Origin of the sequence: Xanthomonas sp. fls2-241-TYG-148, from assembly GCF_030208815.1 — a bacterium.
In the GTDB taxonomy this organism is placed as follows: domain Bacteria; phylum Pseudomonadota; class Gammaproteobacteria; order Xanthomonadales; family Xanthomonadaceae; genus Xanthomonas; species Xanthomonas campestris.
In genome coordinates this window covers 363,299-380,833 of sequence record NZ_JARVTE010000003.1, presented here as the reverse complement: position 1 = coordinate 380,833, position 17,535 = coordinate 363,299, and the positions used below count along the sequence as shown (strand labels likewise).

Annotated in this window: 17 protein-coding genes; 11 read left to right on the top strand and 6 right to left on the bottom strand. The window is 68.0% G+C overall.

The features are described from left to right. Positions 1-19 precede the first annotated feature (19 nt). A complete protein-coding gene (locus QRM60_RS06880; RefSeq protein WP_014508120.1) occupies positions 20-217 on the bottom strand; it encodes a KGG domain-containing protein in 198 nt (65 codons plus the stop codon). Positions 218-495: 278 nt separating this feature from the next. Between QRM60_RS06880 and QRM60_RS06875 the strand changes: the two genes are divergently transcribed. Beyond that, entirely contained in the window at positions 496-1,113 is a 618-nt protein-coding gene (locus QRM60_RS06875; RefSeq protein WP_193589175.1) for a hypothetical protein, read from the top strand. Positions 1,114-1,259: 146 nt separating this feature from the next. Here the strand turns inward: QRM60_RS06875 and QRM60_RS06870 are convergent, their stop codons facing one another. Further along, positions 1,260-1,931, bottom strand: coding sequence for a methyltransferase domain-containing protein (locus tag QRM60_RS06870; protein WP_225042074.1), 672 nt, complete (start codon positions 1,929-1,931; stop codon positions 1,260-1,262). A 235-nt stretch (positions 1,932-2,166) separates the two neighbouring features. On the opposite strand from QRM60_RS06870, the gene QRM60_RS06865 reads away from it, so the two are divergent. From QRM60_RS06865 to QRM60_RS06855, 3 genes are all read left to right on the top strand, one after another. Further along, positions 2,167-2,499, top strand: a complete 333-nt coding sequence (locus QRM60_RS06865; protein ID WP_115557413.1) for an SMR family transporter — start codon at positions 2,167-2,169, stop codon at positions 2,497-2,499. A 244-nt stretch (positions 2,500-2,743) separates the two neighbouring features. Next, complete coding sequence (locus QRM60_RS06860) at positions 2,744-4,366, top strand: hybrid sensor histidine kinase/response regulator (protein ID WP_225042075.1); 1,623 nt, start codon at positions 2,744-2,746, stop codon at positions 4,364-4,366. 135 nt (positions 4,367-4,501) lie between these two features. Then, on the top strand, positions 4,502-4,966 hold the full coding sequence (locus QRM60_RS06855) for a DUF6491 family protein (RefSeq protein WP_161962719.1): 465 nt from the start codon (positions 4,502-4,504) through the stop codon (positions 4,964-4,966). Between the two features lie 140 nt (positions 4,967-5,106). Here the strand turns inward: QRM60_RS06855 and QRM60_RS06850 are convergent, their stop codons facing one another. The 4 genes from QRM60_RS06850 to QRM60_RS06835 all read right to left on the bottom strand — a co-directional run bounded on the left by QRM60_RS06850 (position 5,107) and on the right by QRM60_RS06835 (position 9,584). After that, positions 5,107-5,385, bottom strand: coding sequence for an oxidative damage protection protein (locus QRM60_RS06850; protein ID WP_011037561.1), 279 nt, complete (start codon positions 5,383-5,385; stop codon positions 5,107-5,109). Between the two features lie 153 nt (positions 5,386-5,538). Continuing rightward, a complete protein-coding gene (mutY, locus tag QRM60_RS06845; protein WP_285445850.1) occupies positions 5,539-6,609 on the bottom strand; it encodes an A/G-specific adenine glycosylase in 1,071 nt (356 codons plus the stop codon). 483 nt (positions 6,610-7,092) lie between these two features. Further along, on the bottom strand, positions 7,093-8,697 hold the full coding sequence (gene ftsY / locus QRM60_RS06840) for a signal recognition particle-docking protein FtsY (RefSeq protein ID WP_161962718.1): 1,605 nt from the start codon (positions 8,695-8,697) through the stop codon (positions 7,093-7,095). A 170-nt stretch (positions 8,698-8,867) separates the two neighbouring features. Continuing rightward, entirely contained in the window at positions 8,868-9,584 is a 717-nt protein-coding gene (locus QRM60_RS06835) for an AraC family transcriptional regulator (protein ID WP_011037558.1), read from the bottom strand. 161 nt (positions 9,585-9,745) lie between these two features. On the opposite strand from QRM60_RS06835, the gene QRM60_RS06830 reads away from it, so the two are divergent. The 7 genes from QRM60_RS06830 (at position 9,746) to QRM60_RS06800 (ending at position 17,337) form a co-directional block, all read left to right on the top strand. Then, the gene (locus tag QRM60_RS06830; RefSeq protein ID WP_076054824.1) at positions 9,746-10,684 is read left to right on the top strand and encodes a proline racemase family protein; all 939 of its coding nucleotides are present in this window, start codon (positions 9,746-9,748) and stop codon (positions 10,682-10,684) included. After that, a complete protein-coding gene (locus QRM60_RS06825; RefSeq protein WP_285445849.1) occupies positions 10,684-11,913 on the top strand; it encodes an FAD-dependent oxidoreductase in 1,230 nt (409 codons plus the stop codon). The genes QRM60_RS06830 and QRM60_RS06825 overlap by 1 nt, the downstream gene beginning before the upstream one ends. After that, on the top strand, positions 11,910-12,155 hold the full coding sequence (locus QRM60_RS06820; RefSeq protein ID WP_075287654.1) for a 2Fe-2S iron-sulfur cluster-binding protein: 246 nt from the start codon (positions 11,910-11,912) through the stop codon (positions 12,153-12,155). Before QRM60_RS06825 ends, QRM60_RS06820 begins: the two co-directional genes overlap by 4 nt. Next, complete coding sequence (locus tag QRM60_RS06815; RefSeq protein WP_238595467.1) at positions 12,148-13,461, top strand: FAD/NAD(P)-binding oxidoreductase; 1,314 nt, start codon at positions 12,148-12,150, stop codon at positions 13,459-13,461. The genes QRM60_RS06820 and QRM60_RS06815 overlap by 8 nt, the downstream gene beginning before the upstream one ends. Then, positions 13,458-14,366 carry a dihydrodipicolinate synthase family protein gene (locus tag QRM60_RS06810; protein ID WP_274341917.1) on the top strand — a complete coding sequence of 303 codons (909 nt, stop codon included), beginning with the start codon at positions 13,458-13,460 and terminating at the stop codon, positions 14,364-14,366. The genes QRM60_RS06815 and QRM60_RS06810 overlap by 4 nt, the downstream gene beginning before the upstream one ends. A 179-nt stretch (positions 14,367-14,545) precedes the next feature. Then, complete coding sequence (locus QRM60_RS06805; RefSeq protein WP_115556280.1) at positions 14,546-16,141, top strand: aldehyde dehydrogenase family protein; 1,596 nt, start codon at positions 14,546-14,548, stop codon at positions 16,139-16,141. After that, positions 16,138-17,337 carry a Xaa-Pro peptidase family protein gene (locus QRM60_RS06800; protein WP_115556279.1) on the top strand — a complete coding sequence of 400 codons (1,200 nt, stop codon included), beginning with the start codon at positions 16,138-16,140 and terminating at the stop codon, positions 17,335-17,337. The genes QRM60_RS06805 and QRM60_RS06800 overlap by 4 nt, the downstream gene beginning before the upstream one ends. The last annotated feature ends 198 nt before the right edge of the window (positions 17,338-17,535 follow it).

Below are 17,535 nucleotides of genomic sequence, written 5' to 3'. Positions count from 1 at the left end.
CTCCGGAAGCGCCGCGCGGTCAGCGATTGCCGCCGCCGCTGGACTGGCCGCCCTTCTTGCCGGCTTCGCGTGCTTCTTCCGAGCTGAATTCGTGTGCGTTGCCGCTCTGATGGGCTGCCTTGCCGCCCTTGGAGGCGATTTCCCGCTGCTTGTCTTCATCCATCGAAGCAAAGCCGCGGTTACTGGTGCCGCCCTGGTTTTGGTTCTGATTTGCCATGGAGAGTTCTCTTGGTTCGTGGCTTGGGGAATGCACGCACGCGTTTGCGTGGTGCGGGGCAGAGCATCGCGCCGCCTGCATAAAACGCACGTCGGCGATGCGCCAATCGCACGTGAGCGGATAAGCGGACTTGACGATTTTTCTTCACTGCCGAGAAACGGGCGATGGCGATCGCTGGCGCGTAGGCATGTCGACGGATGCGTCCGCGTTCGGTCGCGCATGCCCAGACGCACACGCAGTTGCACGGCCGGCTATGCTGCACGCCCGGAACGAAATGGATGAGCATGCAGATGCGAGGTCATGCAGCAGCGATGGTGTTGGCAACGGCGATGGCAACCGGCCCCTGTGCCGCAGCGGCGCTGTCGCCCGAGCTGAGCGCGCACCTGCCTGCCGGCTACACGCTCATCCAGGCGGTTGATGCGGATGTGAATGGCGATGGCCGGCGCGATTACCTGCTGGCGTTGCGGCGCGCCGACGAAGCAGCGCAGATTGCCGCGGGCAAGGATGCACCGCAGCGGCTGTTGCTGGTCCTGATGCACACGGCCGATGGCCGCTTTGTCGAAGCCGCGCGCAACGCGCAGGTGATCTTCAAGGCCGATGACGGCGGGCAGTGCGATCCGTTCGATTACGACGGCCAGGGGTTGGTGGCCAAGGGCGCGTATTTCACCGTGCAGAACGGCGTTGCATGCGGCCAGCACTGGACCGACTACATCACCTTCCGCTACGACCGCACGCAGCGTGCAGTGCTGTTCCATGTGCGCATCATCGAAGACTGGGTGACCAACCCGGACGCAGAGCGCGATGGCGAGGCGCTGCGCCTGAGCCGGCACGAGGTGATCAAGGCCGACCCGCGCAAGCCGGTGACACTGTCTGCCTACAGCCCCATCGGTGGCTAGTGTCGCGCTAACGTGATGGCGTGATCCGCGGGCGAGTGCCGTGCTTGGCATCGGCGTGTGCGACGCGTTTGCTGCGTTGTCTGCGCAGCGCCGGTGTGTGGCCGGCGCCTGCGCCGTGCGGCGAGCCCGCAGCGTGGTCGCGCGGCTCAGCCAGCCGGTTGGCGCGGCTCTGCGCCACGCCGGTAGACAAACAGGCGCGGCGCCTTGGCAACGTGCACCGAGGCTTGGCGTTCGCCGGCAATCAATGAAAAACCGATGTCGGCCAGCATGCGCGACAAGCTGTTCGCATTGCCGCGGCCGGGGTCGCTGATCACGATCTCGCAGGCCGGTTTGGCCAGGTCGGGAATCAGCTTGGCCAGCAAGGTGGCGTGGCGGGTTTCGTAGAGCACGTCGCTGGCGATGATCATGTCGAACTGGCCCATGTCCGCCGCGCCCGCATCCCAGTCCAGGCGCCGGTACGGCACCGATTCCAGCGCATTGAGCGCAGCGTTGTAGGCGAGGAAGACTTCGGCCAGCGGGTGATGGTCGCTGGCCACGATGTCGGCGCCGCGGCGGCGCAACACCAGGCTGGCCAGCCCCAGGCCACAACCGAGTTCGAGAATGCGTTTGCCGGCCACCGGCCGGGTGGCCATCGCTTCGGCCAACAGCTGGCCGGCGGGCCAGACCTGGCCGAACAGGCTCCACTGCGCCGAGGAAATCCCCGCATCGGCGGCGGTCTGGTCGGGGTCTGCGTACTGCTGTTTGTCAGCCAACGCACGGATGCTGAAGGTGTGCTGCCCGAAGGTCAGCGCATGGATCTGGGTCTGATAGCCCGGCATGGTCGCGTCGCGTGATCGCCAGGCGCGCAGGCCGGCGGAGAGAGAAGAGCGCGCAACGGCGCCAGAACGGCCGGACGAGACGCAGGAGCTGCGTGGTGCACGCGCATGCTACGGCAAACCCGACCGTGGCGCGTTAGCGCGCGCGGTGCGTGCCGGCAATGGCACACAGCCCGGCGATTGCGTGCAAGCCGGTGGCTGCCGTTATGGTCGCGGCAGTGAAGGCGTGGAGACGAGGATGAAGCACTGGGTGTTTCTGGGGGTGGCAATCGTTGCGGAGGTGATGGCGACGGCGGCGCTCACATCCAGCGAAGGCTCCACCCGGCGATGGCCGTCGCTGCTGACCGTGCTCGGCTATGCCGTGGCGTTCTATTGCCTGGCGGCGACGTTGCGGGTGATCCCGGTCGGCATCGCGTACTCGCTCTGGTCCGGGGCCGGCATCGTGCTGATCTCGCTGGTGGCCCGGCTGGTGCATGGCCAGCGGCTGGATCTGCCGGCCATGCTGGGCATGGCGCTGATCGTGGCCGGTGCGGTGGTCATCAATGTGTTCTCGAAGATGGCGCCGCAGTGACGGCGCACGGCGGGGATACGTGTCGCCGCGCGCCGGACAAGGCCGGCAATTTACCGCATCGCGGCTGCCCACACGCTCCGCAGCGAGGGCGCCGGGCAGTCACCCGGGCGCAGCTACGTTCGGCTGCAATCAAAGGTTGCATCGCGGTCATTTGCCGGTCTGGAAAGGCTCACGGATGTGATGGGGGCCTCACCGGGCTCGTCTAAACTAGCGCCACGGGAATGGCCCCGCGGAGAGCACGCACTTGAACGATTCCGGTTACGGAGAGCCACGGGCGCCATTGATTGGCGAATCGCAGACGCTTCCGGTCAGCAAGCATCGCTCGGACATCTTCTTTGCTGCGGTGGAAACCACGCGCATGCCGATGACGGTGACCGACCCATACCTGCCGGATAACCCGATCGTGTTCGCCAACCGGGCCTTCCTGGAAATGACCGGGTACGCTGCCGACGAAATCATCGGCAACAACTGCCGCTTCCTTCAGGGTCCGGAGACCGATCGCCAGGCCGTGGCCGATGTGCGTGACGCCATCGATAACCGCCGCGAATTCGCCACTGAAGTGCTGAATTACCGCAAGGACGGCTCGACATTCTGGAATGCGCTGTTCGTTTCTCCGGTCTTCGATGACACCGGCAAGCTGGTGTACTTCTTTGGCTCGCAGCTGGACGTCAGCCGCCGCCGTGACGCCGAAGATGCCTTGCGCCAGGCGCAGAAGATGGAAGCGCTGGGCCAGCTCACCGGCGGCATTGCGCACGACTTCAATAACCTGCTGCAGGTGATGTCCGGGCATCTGGAATTCATCCAGATGATGGTCAGCAACGGCAGCGGCAGCCCCGATCGCATTGCGGTCAGTGCAGAGCACGCCGCCGCGGCGGCGGCCAAGGCCGCGACCTTGACCCAGCAATTGCTGGCGTTTTCGCGCAAACAGAAATTGCGTGGCCGGGTGGTCAATCTCAATGGCCTGGTGTCGGGCATGAACAATATGGCCGAGCGCGCGCTGGGGGGCGGCATCACCCTTCGTCAGGCGCTGGAAGAACGGCTGTGGAATTGCCAGATCGACACGACGCAGGCCGAAGTAGCGCTGTTGAACGTGCTGATCAATGCGCGTGACGCCATGGCCAATGCCGAGCGCAAGGAAGTGATGGTGCAGACGCAGAATGTGGAGATCACCAGCCACGATCTGTCGATGTATCACCAGCTGGCGCCGGGCCGCTACGTAAGCATTGCGGTGACCGACAGCGGCTCGGGCATGCCGCCGGAAGTGGTGAGCCGGGTCATGGAGCCGTTCTTCACCACCAAGGAAGAGGGGCAGGGCACGGGCCTGGGCTTGTCGATGGTGTATGGCTTCGTTAAGCAATCCGGCGGCACCGTGCGCATCTACAGCGAAGTGGGCGAAGGCACCACGGTGCGGCTGTATTTTCCCGCCTCCAGCGATTACGAAAACGCGCTGCCGTCCACCAAGAACCGCGCCTTGGACAAGGGCGGCAACGAAACCATCCTGATCGTGGAAGACAAGGAGGACGTGGCGGTGGTGGCCAAGATGTTCCTGGAAGGTGCCGGTTATCGCGCGCTGTCCGCGTCGAGCGGGCGCGAAGCAATCGAGGTGCTGGAGCAGCATCCGGAAGTGGACGCCTTGTTCACCGACCTGATCATGCCGGGCGGCATGAACGGCGTGGTGCTGGCGCGCGAAGCACGGCGGATGCTGCCCAAGATCAAGGTATTGCTCACCACCGGCTATGCCGATGCCAGCATCCAGCGCACCGATGTGGGCGGCGCGGAGTTCGACGTGGTCAACAAGCCGTACACGCAGAAGGAATTGCTCAAGCGCATTCGCATGTTGCTGGATGGTCCCACCGGCGTTGGTTGAATACGTGCAGGTGCCGGCGCGGCCTGGAGTGCCCGGCAGTGGCCCATCCGTGAACGCGTGGCCAGGCACGCGCGCACTTTCAGCCAGGCATGACATCCGGCGGGGCATGCTCAGGCGTCATTGCCGAGGTGTCCCATGCACAAATTCATTTGGATGGTCATCGCCCTGCTGAGTCTGGTTGGCTGCGCCACCGGGCGCCTGTCTGACGAAGAGCGCCTGCAGCTGTACCGCGCCAACGCCGGTGCGCCGGTTCGCGATTTCCGCTATGGCAACAGTCTGGCCGGCTGGACCGCATTGGGCGGCAGCGCGTTGGCGGTGTGGACGCGCCCCAATCAGGCGTATTTGCTGGAACTACGCGCGAGCTGCAACGAGCTGGGGTATGCGCCGGCCATTGCGATCACGCAGCGCTTTGGTCAGGTGAGTGCGCGCTTCGACAATGTGATTGCGCTCGGTGGCCCGGGGATGATCCGTATTCCGTGCCGCATCGAGACGATTCGCCCGCTCGACGTCAACGCGATCCGTGCCTCGGAGAAACAATTACGCGAGGCCAGGATGCAGGAGCGCACGGAGGCGGAAGCCGAACAGGCTCCGCAGGACTGAGCGTGGGCGCCTACTCCGGCGAGTCATGATGTCAGCCCGCTGGTCGGCGGCAGTGGCGATGCACCACAGCGCCTCAGCGCGAACATGTGGGCACTACCGGGTCGGACGCACGCTGCAGCCACATCAGCGCATTGCCGTGCTCACTCTTCACCCAGCGGATCGACATACCCTTCCGGCTTGTCGGCGTTGCGTTCGAACAGGAACTTCTGCAGTTCCGCCTCGAGGAAGGCGCGGTGCTTGGGGTCACGCGGCGAGAGCCGGTTTTCGTTGATCAGCATGGTCTGGTGCGCAAGCCAGGCCTGCCAGCCGGCCTTGCCAATCTGCGCGAAGATGCGTTGGCCGAGCTCGCCCGGATACGGCGCAAAATCCAGGCCTTCGGTGTCGCATTGCTGGTACTGGCAGAACACGGTGCGGGACATGCAAAGTTCCTTGTATGGGGCGCGCGTGGTATGGGCGATGCAAGTGTGCAGGGCTCAACCAACACACGGTGCGCTGGAGTGCCAGTGTAAGCCCGTGTCCTGTCAAAGCCGAGCCGCGGTTGCCTGCGCACGTGGTTGTCGTGCGGCGCGCGTTTACAGCGCGTCGAGCAATTTGCGGATCGGCGCCGGCAGACCCAGCGTTGCAAGGTCTGCGCGTGCCACCCAGCGCAGGTCGTCGTTGTCGCGCAGCACCTGGCGCAGCGCGACCTTGCGCAGGCGCAATGGCTGCAGGTGCAGGCGGTAGTGGCTGAAGGTGTGCACGATCATGGGCATCGCATCGGTACGGTCGTAATCGCCATCGATATGCGCGGCGAACCACTCACGCAGGTCGCTGTCGGTTTCGGCTTGTGGCAGCGTCCACAGCGATGCCCAGATGCCGGTGGGTGGGCGGCGTTGCAGCAGGATCTCGTTGTGCGCGTTTTCCAGCAGCAGCGCGGTGGCCTCGCGCTCGGGCAATTGCTTGCCGGGCTTGGGCGTGGGCAGTGCCTCGACCAGGCCTTCGCGGCGCGCCACGCAGTTGTCCTGCAGCGGGCACACCATGCACGCTGGTCTGGCGCGCGTGCACAGCGTGGCGCCGAAATCCATCTGCGCCTGCGTGTAGTCGGCCAGGCGGCCGGCGGGCACGTGTGCGACATGGTTCGCCGCCAGCTGCCATAGCTGTTTTTCCACGACCGGCAAGCCGGGATAGCCGGCAATGCCGTGGATGCGCGTGAGTACGCGTTTGACGTTGCCATCCATGATTGGAAGGCGATCGTTCCAGGCCTGGCTGAGGATCGCGCCGGCGGTGCTGCGGCCGATGCCGGGCAGCGCCAGCAGCGCATCGAAATCGCGCGGCAACTCGCCTGCATGCAAGGCCACGCACTGCTTGGCGGCCGCATGCAGGTTGCGAGCGCGCGCGTAGTAACCCAGCCCGGCCCAGTGCGCCATCACCGTGTCGTTGTCGGCGGCGGCCAGATCGGCAAGGGTGGGGAAGCTGGTGACGAACTTCTGGAAGTACGGGATCACCACCGCGACCTGGGTCTGCTGCAGCATGATTTCCGACAACCACACCCGGTAGGGCGCGCGTGGATGCTGCCAGGGCAGGTCGTGCCGGCCGTGGCCATCGAACCAGTGCAGCAGACGGTCGACAAACGCATCGGTGGTGAGCGTGGCGGGTGCGGGCATGGGGTCTGCTGGCGTGGGAAGGCGAAGGGTCAAGGCGGTTGGTTGCAGAGGTGCGGCAGTGGCTTAATTGCGCATGCGGCTGCATGTCTCACGCTGTGCTGCTCAGAGCCACCATCGTGCAGTGTAGGCGTCGGTGGCTTGATCTCGGCACTCAACAGCGCAGCAAGGTGCATGTTTGCAGGGTGGATAGGCATCGCGCCATGCGGCTAACTGCACGTCCGGCGGCCCTTGATGCCGCTGCCACGCCGGTACTTTGTCGATCAGGCGCTGCAGGGTCGATCACGCGCTGCAGATGGCAAACCTGCGCTGCGCCAGAGGCGCCTCCCGCAGCGCCTCCCGCTGCAACGGCTGAAGGTGGCCGCTTTAGCGCGATCCCGCAGCCACGCCTGGCCCGTGCAGACGCAGCGCGGTGAATGCATCCGCGCAGCCATCTGGACCCCAGCGCCAGTGCTGCATGCGTGCAGCACTGCAGCAGGCGTGGAATCAGCTGCCCAGCGCTTCTGGCAGCAGCGCATCGACAAACGCTTCCGGGTCGAATACGCGCAGGTCTTCCGGGCGCTCGCCGATACCGGCAAAACGGATCGGAATGCCGAACTCGCGGGCCAGTGCGAACACCACGCCGCCCTTGGCGGTGCCATCGAGCTTGGTCACCACCAGGCCGGTGACGCCGACGGCGGCGTGGAACTGGCGCAGCTGCGAGATGGCGTTCTGGCCGGTGGTGCCGTCGATGACCATCAGCACTTCGTGCGGCGCAGCGGCATCGATCTTGCCGAGCACGCGGCGGATCTTGCCCAGCTCGTTCATCAGCCCGGTCTGCGTGTGCAGGCGGCCAGCGGTATCGGCAATCAGCACCTCGGTGCCACGGGCCTTGGCGGCCTGCAGCGCGTCGAACGCCACCGAAGCGGCATCGGCGTTCTGTCCCTGCGCAATCACGGCCACGCCGTTGCGATCGCCCCAGGCCTGCAGCTGGGCCACCGCGGCGGCACGGAAGGTGTCGCCGGCGGCCAGCATCAGGCTGTGGCCGTCGTCCTTGAAGCGCTTGGCGAGCTTGCCGATGGTGGTGGTCTTGCCGACGCCGTTGACGCCGACGGTCAGCACCACGAACGGCTTGACCGAGCGGTCGATCACTAGCGGTTTGGAGACCGGCTGCAGCAGTGCGATGAGGTCGGCGCGCAAGGCCTTGAACATGGCCTGGGCATCGACAAACTCGCGCGACTTCATGCGCTTGCGCAGGCCTTCGACCAGCGCGGTGGTGGCGCCGATGCCGACGTCGGCGGTGATCAGTGCGGTCTCGATCTCGTCGAGCAGGTCGTCGTCGAGCTTGGGGTTACGGGAGAACAGGCCGCCAAAGCTGCGCGCAAAGGTGCTGTTGCGCAGGCGCTCGCGCCAGCCCGGCTTGCCGGCCGGCGCGGCAGGCAGGCTGTCGCGCGTGTCGATGCCGCTGTCCTGCACGACCGGCGTGGGCGCAGCCACCGGTGTGGTGACCAGGGGCGCTGCCGTGACTGGCGCGTATGCGGCGAGCGGTGTCGCTGCAGGCACCGCAGGCGCAGCCGGTGCAGTCACTACGGGCGGTACCGCCACCTGCGGCGTGGCTACCGGCGTGGCTGGCGTGACTGCCGGGGTCGGCGCTTGCAGCGGTGCAGCAGGTGCGGCCTGTGGCAGCGGCTGCGGCGTAGGCACCACAACGACGGGCGTGGCGGTGACAGGCGCGCTCGGCGCAACCGGATCCGGCAATGCCTGCAGCGCCGAGGGCGCAGCGGCGGGCGGCGCGGTGGGTGCTCTAGGTACCGCGGCAATGCTCTGCGTCTGCCCGGTGCGTGCGGCGATGTCCTGCGCCAGTTGTTCAGCGGGTGCGGCCGGCGCTGCAGGCGTTGGCGTTTCTGCAGCCGGCGTGCTGGGCGGTACAACCGGCGCTACCGGTGTGGTCGGCGCGCTGGCGGGCGGTGCCTGGGCGGGCGCGGGCGGAGCGGCTGGCGTGGCAGCCGATGGCGCCGTGGGGAATGCGGCTGCCAGTTCTTCCAGGCTGTAGCGCGAGGTCCGCGAGCTGTCGGGCGTGGTTGGCTTGTTGCGACGGAAGAAGCTGGCCATTGGCAACGCAGTAGGGGAAACGCGGAATTCTACCATCCGGGCCCGGTCCGGCCCTTGACGCGTCCTTCAGCGCAGCCAGCGCAGCCAGCGCCACGGGCTTCGCGGGCCGGCTGCAATCCTGCCGAATTCTGCATCTGCGGCAGACGCCCTCACGGCGTGCCGCCGCGATCTTAGAGCTGGCCTTTCAGCGCCCGGTAGTCGCGCGGGGTCATGCCCACCGTGGCCTTGAATTGCCGCGCGAATGCGCTCTGGTCGGCAAAGCCGCAACGTTGGCCGATGCTGGCAATGCTGTCGTCGCCATACAGCAGGCGCATCGCCGATTCGATGCGCAACTTGGTCAGCAGTTGCTGCGGCGTCACCTGGAACACGCGGCGGAAATGCCGTTCCAGCTGCGCCACCGACAACCCGGCCAGGTCGGCCAGCGCCTGCACGCGCAGGTTGTCGCCGAAGTTGGCCTGCATGTGGTCCATCACCTGGCTCAGGCGCTCGTACGCCGAGTGACGGCTGTCCGGCTGACCAAGATCGCGCGAAATGCCGACCACGCCAATCACCTCGTCGCCTTCGCACAACGGGCGCTTGAAGGTGAGGCACCAACCCGGCAGGCGATTGGGATACAGGTGCACTTCCAGCTGGTTGTCGATGAGCTCGCCACACAGCACGCGGCGGTCCTGCATCATGTAGCTGCCACCCAGCGGCAGCGGGAATACCTCCAGCGGCGAGCGGCCGATGATCTCGCTGCGCAGCTTGCGCCCGAGCCGGCGCACCAGGGTGAGGTTGCAATGGGTGTAGCGGCCTTCGCCATCCTTGATGAAGAACACCACATCCGGCAGCGCGTCGAACAACGTCTGCATTTCCAGCGCGGGCAGGTTGAGGTCCATCGGAGTCATCGTGGCGGTCGCATTTGACGGTCGCGCGAAAGGCGCGGCCCGACCCCGATCCTAGCGCAAACGCGCGGCTGTGAATCAGGTTGGCGATTGTGCGGATTTCCGCATTTGCGCCTCGCATTGCGCGCTAGTCGCCCGCGCGCCGTGGATGGGAGCATGGCGGCATGCACACCATCGACGTCATCGACTCCCATACCGCAGGCGAACCGACCCGCGTGGTCCTGGCCGGCTTCCCCGACCTGGGCGATGGCGACCTGGCGCAGTGCCGCGAGCGCTTCCGCAGCGACTTCGACCACTGGCGCAGTGCCATTGCCTGCGAGCCGCGCGGCTCGGACACCATGGTCGGCGCCTTGTTGCTGCCGCCGCGCGACCCGAGCGCCTGCACCGGGGTGATCTTCTTCAACAATGTCGGCTATCTGGGCATGTGCGGGCACGGCACCATCGGCGTGGTGCGCACGCTGGCCGAACTGGGCCGCATCGCGCCGGGGCAGCACCGCATCGAGACGCCGGTAGGCACGGTGGGCGTGGCGCTGGCCGACGACGGCACGGTGTCGATCGACAACGTCGAGAGCTACCGCCACGCCGCCGGCGTGGAAGTGGACGTGCCCGGGCATGGCCGCGTGCGTGGCGACGTGGCCTGGGGCGGCAATTGGTTCTTCATCACCGAGCAGGCGCCGTGCGCGTTGGGCCTGGCCCAGCAGCGCGAACTCACTGCCTACACCGAAGCGATCCGCCTGGCCCTGGAAACGGCCGGCATCACCGGCGAGGCGGGTGGGGAGATCGACCATATCGAGATCAGCGGCGTGGCCCCGGACGGCAGCGGCGCGGCACGCAACTTCGTGCTGTGCCCCGGCCTGGCCTACGACCGCTCGCCGTGCGGCACCGGCACCAGTGCGAAGCTGGCCTGCCTGGCCGCCGACGGCAAGCTGGCCGAAGGCGAGCGCTGGCTGCAGCAGGGCATCCTGGGCAGTGCGTTCGAAGGCAGCTACCGGCACAGCGGGCGTGGCATTGCGCCGCGGATCAGCGGGCATGCGTTCATCACCGCGCGGTCGCAACTGCTGATCGACCCGGCCGACCCATTCGCCTGGGGCATCGTGGCCTGATGCAGCCGCCACCGCGCGCGCAGGGCAGTACCGGCGCAGCGCCTGCTGCGGCGATTGCCGTGCCCGAAGCCGCACCGCCATCACATAGCGACACGCACGCCACGGCCGCTTCAACGCGCCGCAGCTACGACCTGATTGTGGTGGGCGCCGGCATCGTTGGCGCGGCCTGCGCGGAGTCCGCCGCCGCCGAGGGCTTGCGCGTGGCGATCGTGGAACCGGGGCCGATCGGCGGTGGCTCCACCGCCGCGGCGATGGGGCACCTGGTGGCGATGGATGACGACCCCGCCGAGCTGGCCTTGTCGGCGTATTCGCTGCGCCTGTGGGAGCGGTTTGCCGAATTGAGCGAGGCCGAATTCAGCCGGTGCGGCACGCTGTGGGTGGCCCGCGATGCGCGCGAACTGGCGGCAGTGCCGGCCAAGATTGCGCGGCTGGCCGCCGCCGACCTGCGTGCCGAAGCGATCGATGCCACGCAGCTCTATGCGCTGGAGCCACACCTGGTGCCCGGCCTGGCCGGTGGCATGCGCGTGCCTGACGAGGCGGTGGTATATCCGCCGCGGGTGGCGCGGCATCTGGTAAGCCTGGCTTGCACGGCAGGCGCGCGCTTGTTCGCCGGCCGCAAGGTCGAGCAGCTGCAGGCCGGCGGCGTGCGTCTGGACGATGGGCAGGTGCTGGCCGGCCCGGTGCTGGTCGCCAGCGGCGTCGCCTTGCCCGCCTTGCTGCCCGAACTGGCGCTGCGCCCGCGCAAGGGCCATCTGGTGATCACCGACCGCCATCCGGGCCTGATCCGGCATCAGTTGCTGGAACTGGGCTATGCGGATTCCGCACATGGCGCCGACGACAGCAGCGTGGCCTTCAATGTGCAACCGCGGCCGACCGGGCAGATCCTGATCGGCTCCTCGCGCCAATACGGCGCGGACGACCGCACGCTGTCGATGCCGATCCTGCAGCAGATGCTGCAACGCGCCTTCGCGTATTTGCCGGTACTGCGCGAGCTGCAGGCGATCCGGGTGTGGACCGGCCTGCGCCCGGCCACCGCGGATGGCCGGCCGTACCTGGGGCCGGTGCCGGGCCGGCGCGATGTGTGGGTGGCGGCCGGCCACGAGGGCTTGGGGGTCACCACGGCGCTGGGGAGCGCACGGGTGATCGTGGACAGCCTGCTCGGGCGCACACCGGCGATCGACCCGGCGCCCTATGCGCCCGCGCGCGCGGTACAGGGCGTGGCGGCATGAGCGGCACGGTGCGCCTGCATGTGGATGCGCAGCCGGTGGAGGTGCCGCTGGGCGCCAGTGTTGCGGCCGCCGTGGCGCAGGCAACGCTGCAGTTTCGCCAGTCGGCGAGCGGTCAGCCGCGCGCACCGCTGTGCGGCATGGGCGTGTGCTTCGAGTGCCGGGTGCGCATCGACGGCATCGGCCAGCAACGTGCGTGCATGGTGGACGCGCGCGATGGCATGCAGGTGCGCACCGATGGCTGAGCGGGTGCGCCATTTCGATGTGTTGGTGATCGGCGCCGGCCCGGCCGGGCTGGCGGCGGCACGGGCGGCCGCCAGCCACGGCGTGCAGGTAGGCGTGGTGGACGCGCAGCCGCGCGCAGGCGGGCAGGTGTGGCGCAGCGACGTGCAGCACGGCGCGCCGGCCGATGCACGCACGCTGCTGGCGCAGGTGGCCGGCGATGCGGCGATCACGCTGCTCACCGGGCTGCAGATCGTGCTGGCGCAACCGGGCTGGCTGTTGGCCGATGGCGCGCAGGGCAGCGTGCAACTGCACTACGCCGCGCTGGTGCTGGCCACCGGCGCGCGGGAACTGATGCTGCCGTTCCCCGGCTGGACACTGCCCGGCGTGACCGGCGCCGGTGCGGCGCAAGCGCTGACCAAGCAAGGCTGGCCGGTGCGCGGCAAGCGTGTGCTGGTGGCCGGCAGCGGGCCGTTGCTGCTGGCCAGCGCGGCCACCTTGCAGCGGCACGGCGCGCAGGTGCTGGGCATTTACGAACAAGCCAGCGCGGCGGCGCTGCGCGGCTTCGCGCTGCAGTTGTGGCGCTGGCCGGGCAAGGCCGCGCAGGCAGTGGCACTGCGCCTGCAACTGCATGCGGTGGCTTACCGCAGCGGCAGCGTGGTGGTTGCGGCACATGGCGACAGCCAACTGCGCGAAGTCGAGATCGACGGCCCTGCCGGGCGCAGCCGCAGGGCCTGCGATCAGCTCGCAGTGGGATACGGGCTGGTGCCCAATGTCGAACTGGCGCAGTTGCTGGGCTGCCAGCTGGAGCCGTGCGGTGCGCACCAGCAGGTGCATGTGGACGCGCTGCTGCGCACCAGCGTGGCGCAGGTGTTTGCCGCTGGCGAAGCCTGCGGGATCGGCGGGCGCGATTGCGCATTGATCGAAGGTGCGATGGCCGGGCACATGGCCGCCGACGTGCCGGACGCGGCGCAACACCTGCAACCGCAACGGCTCAAGGCGCGTGCCTTCGCCGCCCTATTGCAGCAGCACTTCGCGCTTGATCCGCGCATTCACCGCCTGGCCCAACCGGACACGCTGGTGTGCCGCTGCGAAGACGTGCCGCTGGGCGCGCTGGACCCGTTCAACGATGCACGCGATGCGAAGTTGGCCTCGCGCTGCGGCATGGGCGCCTGCCAGGGCCGCATCTGCGGCAGCGCGCTGTCCGAGCTGGGCCGCTGCCTGCCCGCACTTTCCACCGACGCCGGCCGCCGGCCGCCGTTGTTCCCGGTCCGCCTCGCGGCGCTGGCCGACTCCTTCACTTCCGACTCGCAAGGGAATCATCCATGAGCATTGCTGCGTTCTGGCACGGCGTGTTGCCGGCCATCACCACCCCGTTCACCGCCAACGGCGACATCGACCACGACTTCCTGGGCAAGCACGCCAATCAACTGGTGGACGCCGGTTGCACCGCGATCGTGCCGCTGGGCTCGCTGGGCGAGGCCGCCACCTTGAGCGTGGACGACAAGCTCGCCATCCTCAAGACGTTGGTGACGGCCTTGCAGGGCCGCGTGCCGGTGGTGCCGGGCATCGCCAGCCTGGCCACGGGCGAGGCGGTGGCGCTGGCAAAAGCGGCAAAGGAACTGGGCTGCGGCGGGCTGATGGTGTTGCCGCCGTACGTGTATTCCACCGACTGGCGCGAGATGGGCGCGCATGTGCGTGCGGTGATCGCGGCCACCGATCTGCCGGTGATCCTCTACAACAACCCGGTGGCCTACAAGACCGATTTCGGCCCGGCACAGATCGCCGAGCTGGCGGCCGAATTCCCCAATCTGCAGGCAGTAAAGGAATCTTCCGGCGATGTGCGCCGCTTCGCCGCGCTGCAGGAATTGCTGGGCGATCGCCTGGCGCTGCTGGTCGGCATGGACGATGCCATCGTCGAAGGCCTGAGCATGGGCGCCAAGGGCTGGATCGCCGGGCTGGTCAATGCGTATCCGAAGGAGTCGGTGCGCCTGTTCGAGCTGGCGCGCGACGGCGGTTACCCCGCAGCCAAGGAACTGTACGACTGGTTCCTGCCGCTGCTGCGCCTGGACACCGTGCCCAAGTTCGTGCAGCTGATCAAACTGGTGCAGGAAAAGGTGGGCCTGGGCAGCGAGCGTGTTCGCGCGCCACGCCTGGTGGTGGACGGTGCCGAGCGCGAGGCAGCGCTGAAGGTGATCGACCACGCCATCGCCACCGCGCCCAGCCTGCACTGAGCACGCGCCGCTGCCGTCGCGCGGCCCTGTTTGACGCAGCCGCGATGCGTGCTGCGTTGCATGGGCCGGTGCCGGTGGTGGTTCACAAACGGGTGGCACGCCGCAGGCGCGTTACCCTCATCCGCTGTTCGATCGCCCGTGCTGCGTGCGGGCGATTCCACGCAACCGAAGGTGCCGCGATGACCCAGACTCACCAACCCGTGCTGCTGGCCGGCCAATGGCAAGCCAGCCGCGATGCCGCCGGCAGTTTTCGCGCTGCCGACCCCACCACCGGCGAGGCGATCGGGCCGCAGTTCCCGGTCAGCGGTGCCGACGATATCGACACCGCTGTTGCGGCGGCGCACGCGGTGGCTGCCGAACTTGCCGCCGCACCGGCCGAACGGATTGCTGCATTTCTGGACGCGTACGCGGATGCGCTGGACGCCGATGCCGACACCCTGGTGGCGCTGGCCCATGCCGAAACCGCCCTGCCGGCGCCCACGCGTTTGCGCGGCAACGAACTGCCGCGCACCAGCGGGCAGCTACGCCAGGCCGCCCAGGCGGTGCGCAGCTATAGCTGGACGCACCCCATCATCGATACCGCCGCCGATCTGCGCTCGCATCTGGCGCCGCTGGGCAAGCCGGTGCTGGTGTTCGGGCCGAATAACTTTCCGTTTGCGTTCAACGCGATTGCCGGCAGCGACTTCGCCTCGGCAATTGCGGCGCGCAACCCGGTGATCGCCAAGGCGCATCCGCTGCATCCGGCCACCAGCCAGCGCATGGCCGAGTTGGCGCATCAGGCGCTGTTGACTGCCGGGCTGCCGGCCGCGGCGGTGCAGTTGCTGTATCACTTCGACAACGCGCTTGGCCTGCGCCTGGCCGGCGATGCACGGCTGGGTGCGATTGGTTTCACCGGCAGCCGTGCCGGTGGCTTGGCGCTGAAGGCCGCCGCCGATGCCGCCGGTGTGCCGTTCTACGCCGAGTTGTCCAGCGTCAACCCGGTGTTCCTGCTGCCCGGCGCGGTGGCCGAACGCGGCGCCGCAGTGGCACAGGAATTCTTCGCCTCGTGCACGCTGGGCAGCGGCCAGTTCTGCACCAATCCCGGCGTGCTGGTGGTGCCGCACGGCGAGGCGGGCGATGCACTGGTGGCCGCGGCCATCGCGCACTTTGTCGGCGCCGCACCGATGGTGCTGTTTTCGCAAGGCGGCGTGGATGGCGTGCACCGCGGCGTGGAGACCTTGCGCGCGGCCGGTGCCCAGGTGCTGGCCGGGGCAGCGGCGGGCGAGGGCGGCTACCGCTATGCCCCAACCTTGCTCAGCGTGGAAGCAGACGCCTTCATCGCCGCGCCGCACGCGCTGCAGACCGAAGCCTTTGGCCCGGTGAGCCTGCTGGTGCGCACGCGCGACAGCGCCCAGATGGCGCAAGTGGCCGCCGCATTCGAAGGCAACCTCACCGGCACGCTGTACCGCGCCAGCGATGGCAGTGACGATGCCGCCTGGCAACAGATTGCGCCGGTGCTGCGCGCACGCGTGGGCCGGCTGATCAACAGCAAGATGCCGACCGGCGTGGCGGTAAGCGCCGCGCAGAATCATGGTGGGCCGTTCCCCAGCACCGGGCATCCGGGCTTCACCGCTGTGGGCATGCCGGGTGCAATCCGCCGGTTTGCCGCCTTGCACAGCTATGACGCCGTGCCGGATGCGCTGCTGCCGGTGGAGCTGCGCCAGCGCAACCCGGGCGGTGTGGCACGCCTGGTGGATGGGCAGTGGAGCAGCGCCGACCTCGGGGCGCATGCATGAGCACGCAGATCGGCGGGATGTCGCTGGAGCAGGCCCGTGCGCAGCTGGCGCCGTGGACGCAGCGGGCAGCGCCGATCGGCGTAGACGAATACCAGCAGCGTATCGAGCGCGCACGCGTGCTGATGCGCGCGCAGGGCGTGGATGCCTTGCTGATCGGCGCGGGCACCTCGTTGCGCTATTTCAGCGGCGTGCCGTGGGGCGCCAGCGAGCGGCTGGTGGCGCTGTTGCTCACCACCGAGGGCGACCCGGTGCTGATCTGCCCGGCCTTTGAAGAAGGCTCGCTGGATGCGGTGCTGCAACTCCCGGTGCGCAAGCACCTGTGGGAAGAGCACGAAGACCCGTATGCGCTGGTGGTGCAGGCCATGGATGAGCAGCATGCGCATGCATTGGCGCTGGACCCGGGCATCGCCTTTGCGGTGCACACCGGTTTGCGCGCGCACCTGGGCACCGCGATCCGCGATGCCGGCGCCATCATCGATGGCTGCCGCATGTGCAAATCGCCGGCGGAGCTGGCGTTGATGCAGCAGGGCTGCGACATGACCTTGCTGGTGCAGCGGCTGGCCGCCGGCATTGCGCACGAAGGCATCGGCACTGACCAACTGGTGCGCTTCATCGACGAGGCGCACCGCGCGCTGGGTGCCGATAACGGCTCCACTTTTTGCATCGTGCAGTTCGGGCACGCCACCGCGTTTCCGCATGGCATCCCCGGCGTGCAGCATCTGCGGGCCGGCGAGCTGGTGTTGATCGATACCGGCTGCACCGTGCAGGGCTACCACTCCGACATTACCCGCACCTGGATCTACGGCACGCCCAGCGACGCGCAGCAGCGTATCTGGGAGCTGGAATTGGCCGCGCAGGCGGCCGCGTTTGCCGCGGTGCGCCCGGGCGTGGCGTGCGAGGCGGTTGACCAGGCGGCGCGCGAGGTGTTGCAGGCGGCCGGGTTGGGGCCGGATTACCGCTTGCCCGGGTTGCCGCACCGCACCGGCCATGGCTGCGGCCTGGCGATCCACGAAGCGCCGTATCTGGTGCGCGGCAATCGCCAGCCATTGCAGCCGGGCATGTGCGCCAGCAACGAACCAATGATCGTGGTGCCGGGCGCGTTCGGTGTGCGCCTGGAAGACCATTTCTATGTCACCGACACCGGCGCGCAGTGGTTCACGCCGCCGTCGGTGGCGATCGATCAACCGTTTGCATGAGCCAGCACGCGCGCGCAGTGCGCTGGTGCGGTGACCGGCATGGTCCGGTTGATCTCGTAGGAGCGCGCTTGCGCGCGATTGGGCGTTACCGGGAGAGCTTCATCGCGCGCAAGCGCGCTCCTACGGTGCCGGTGAGCTACGTCTCTTGGAGTGAATGCATGAACGTGTTGCGCCCTATTGTTGTCAGCCTGCTTGCCG

Coding starts and splice junctions, on each gene's coding strand:
- QRM60_RS06880 (WP_014508120.1), bottom strand. CDS start 217: ATGGCAAATCAGAACCAAAACCAGGGCGGCACCAGTAACCGCGGCTTT.
- QRM60_RS06875 (WP_193589175.1), top strand. CDS start 496: ATGAGCATGCAGATGCGAGGTCATGCAGCAGCGATGGTGTTGGCAACG.
- QRM60_RS06870 (WP_225042074.1), bottom strand. CDS start 1,931: ATGCCGGGCTATCAGACCCAGATCCATGCGCTGACCTTCGGGCAGCAC.
- QRM60_RS06865 (WP_115557413.1), top strand. CDS start 2,167: ATGAAGCACTGGGTGTTTCTGGGGGTGGCAATCGTTGCGGAGGTGATG.
- QRM60_RS06855 (WP_161962719.1), top strand. CDS start 4,502: ATGCACAAATTCATTTGGATGGTCATCGCCCTGCTGAGTCTGGTTGGC.
- QRM60_RS06850 (WP_011037561.1), bottom strand. CDS start 5,385: ATGTCCCGCACCGTGTTCTGCCAGTACCAGCAATGCGACACCGAAGGC.
- mutY (WP_285445850.1), bottom strand. CDS start 6,609: ATGCCCGCACCCGCCACGCTCACCACCGATGCGTTTGTCGACCGTCTG.
- ftsY (WP_161962718.1), bottom strand. CDS start 8,697: ATGGCCAGCTTCTTCCGTCGCAACAAGCCAACCACGCCCGACAGCTCG.
- QRM60_RS06835 (WP_011037558.1), bottom strand. CDS start 9,584: ATGACTCCGATGGACCTCAACCTGCCCGCGCTGGAAATGCAGACGTTG.
- QRM60_RS06830 (WP_076054824.1), top strand. CDS start 9,746: ATGCACACCATCGACGTCATCGACTCCCATACCGCAGGCGAACCGACC.
- QRM60_RS06825 (WP_285445849.1), top strand. CDS start 10,684: ATGCAGCCGCCACCGCGCGCGCAGGGCAGTACCGGCGCAGCGCCTGCT.
- QRM60_RS06820 (WP_075287654.1), top strand. CDS start 11,910: ATGAGCGGCACGGTGCGCCTGCATGTGGATGCGCAGCCGGTGGAGGTG.
- QRM60_RS06815 (WP_238595467.1), top strand. CDS start 12,148: ATGGCTGAGCGGGTGCGCCATTTCGATGTGTTGGTGATCGGCGCCGGC.
- QRM60_RS06810 (WP_274341917.1), top strand. CDS start 13,458: ATGAGCATTGCTGCGTTCTGGCACGGCGTGTTGCCGGCCATCACCACC.
- QRM60_RS06805 (WP_115556280.1), top strand. CDS start 14,546: ATGACCCAGACTCACCAACCCGTGCTGCTGGCCGGCCAATGGCAAGCC.
- QRM60_RS06800 (WP_115556279.1), top strand. CDS start 16,138: ATGAGCACGCAGATCGGCGGGATGTCGCTGGAGCAGGCCCGTGCGCAG.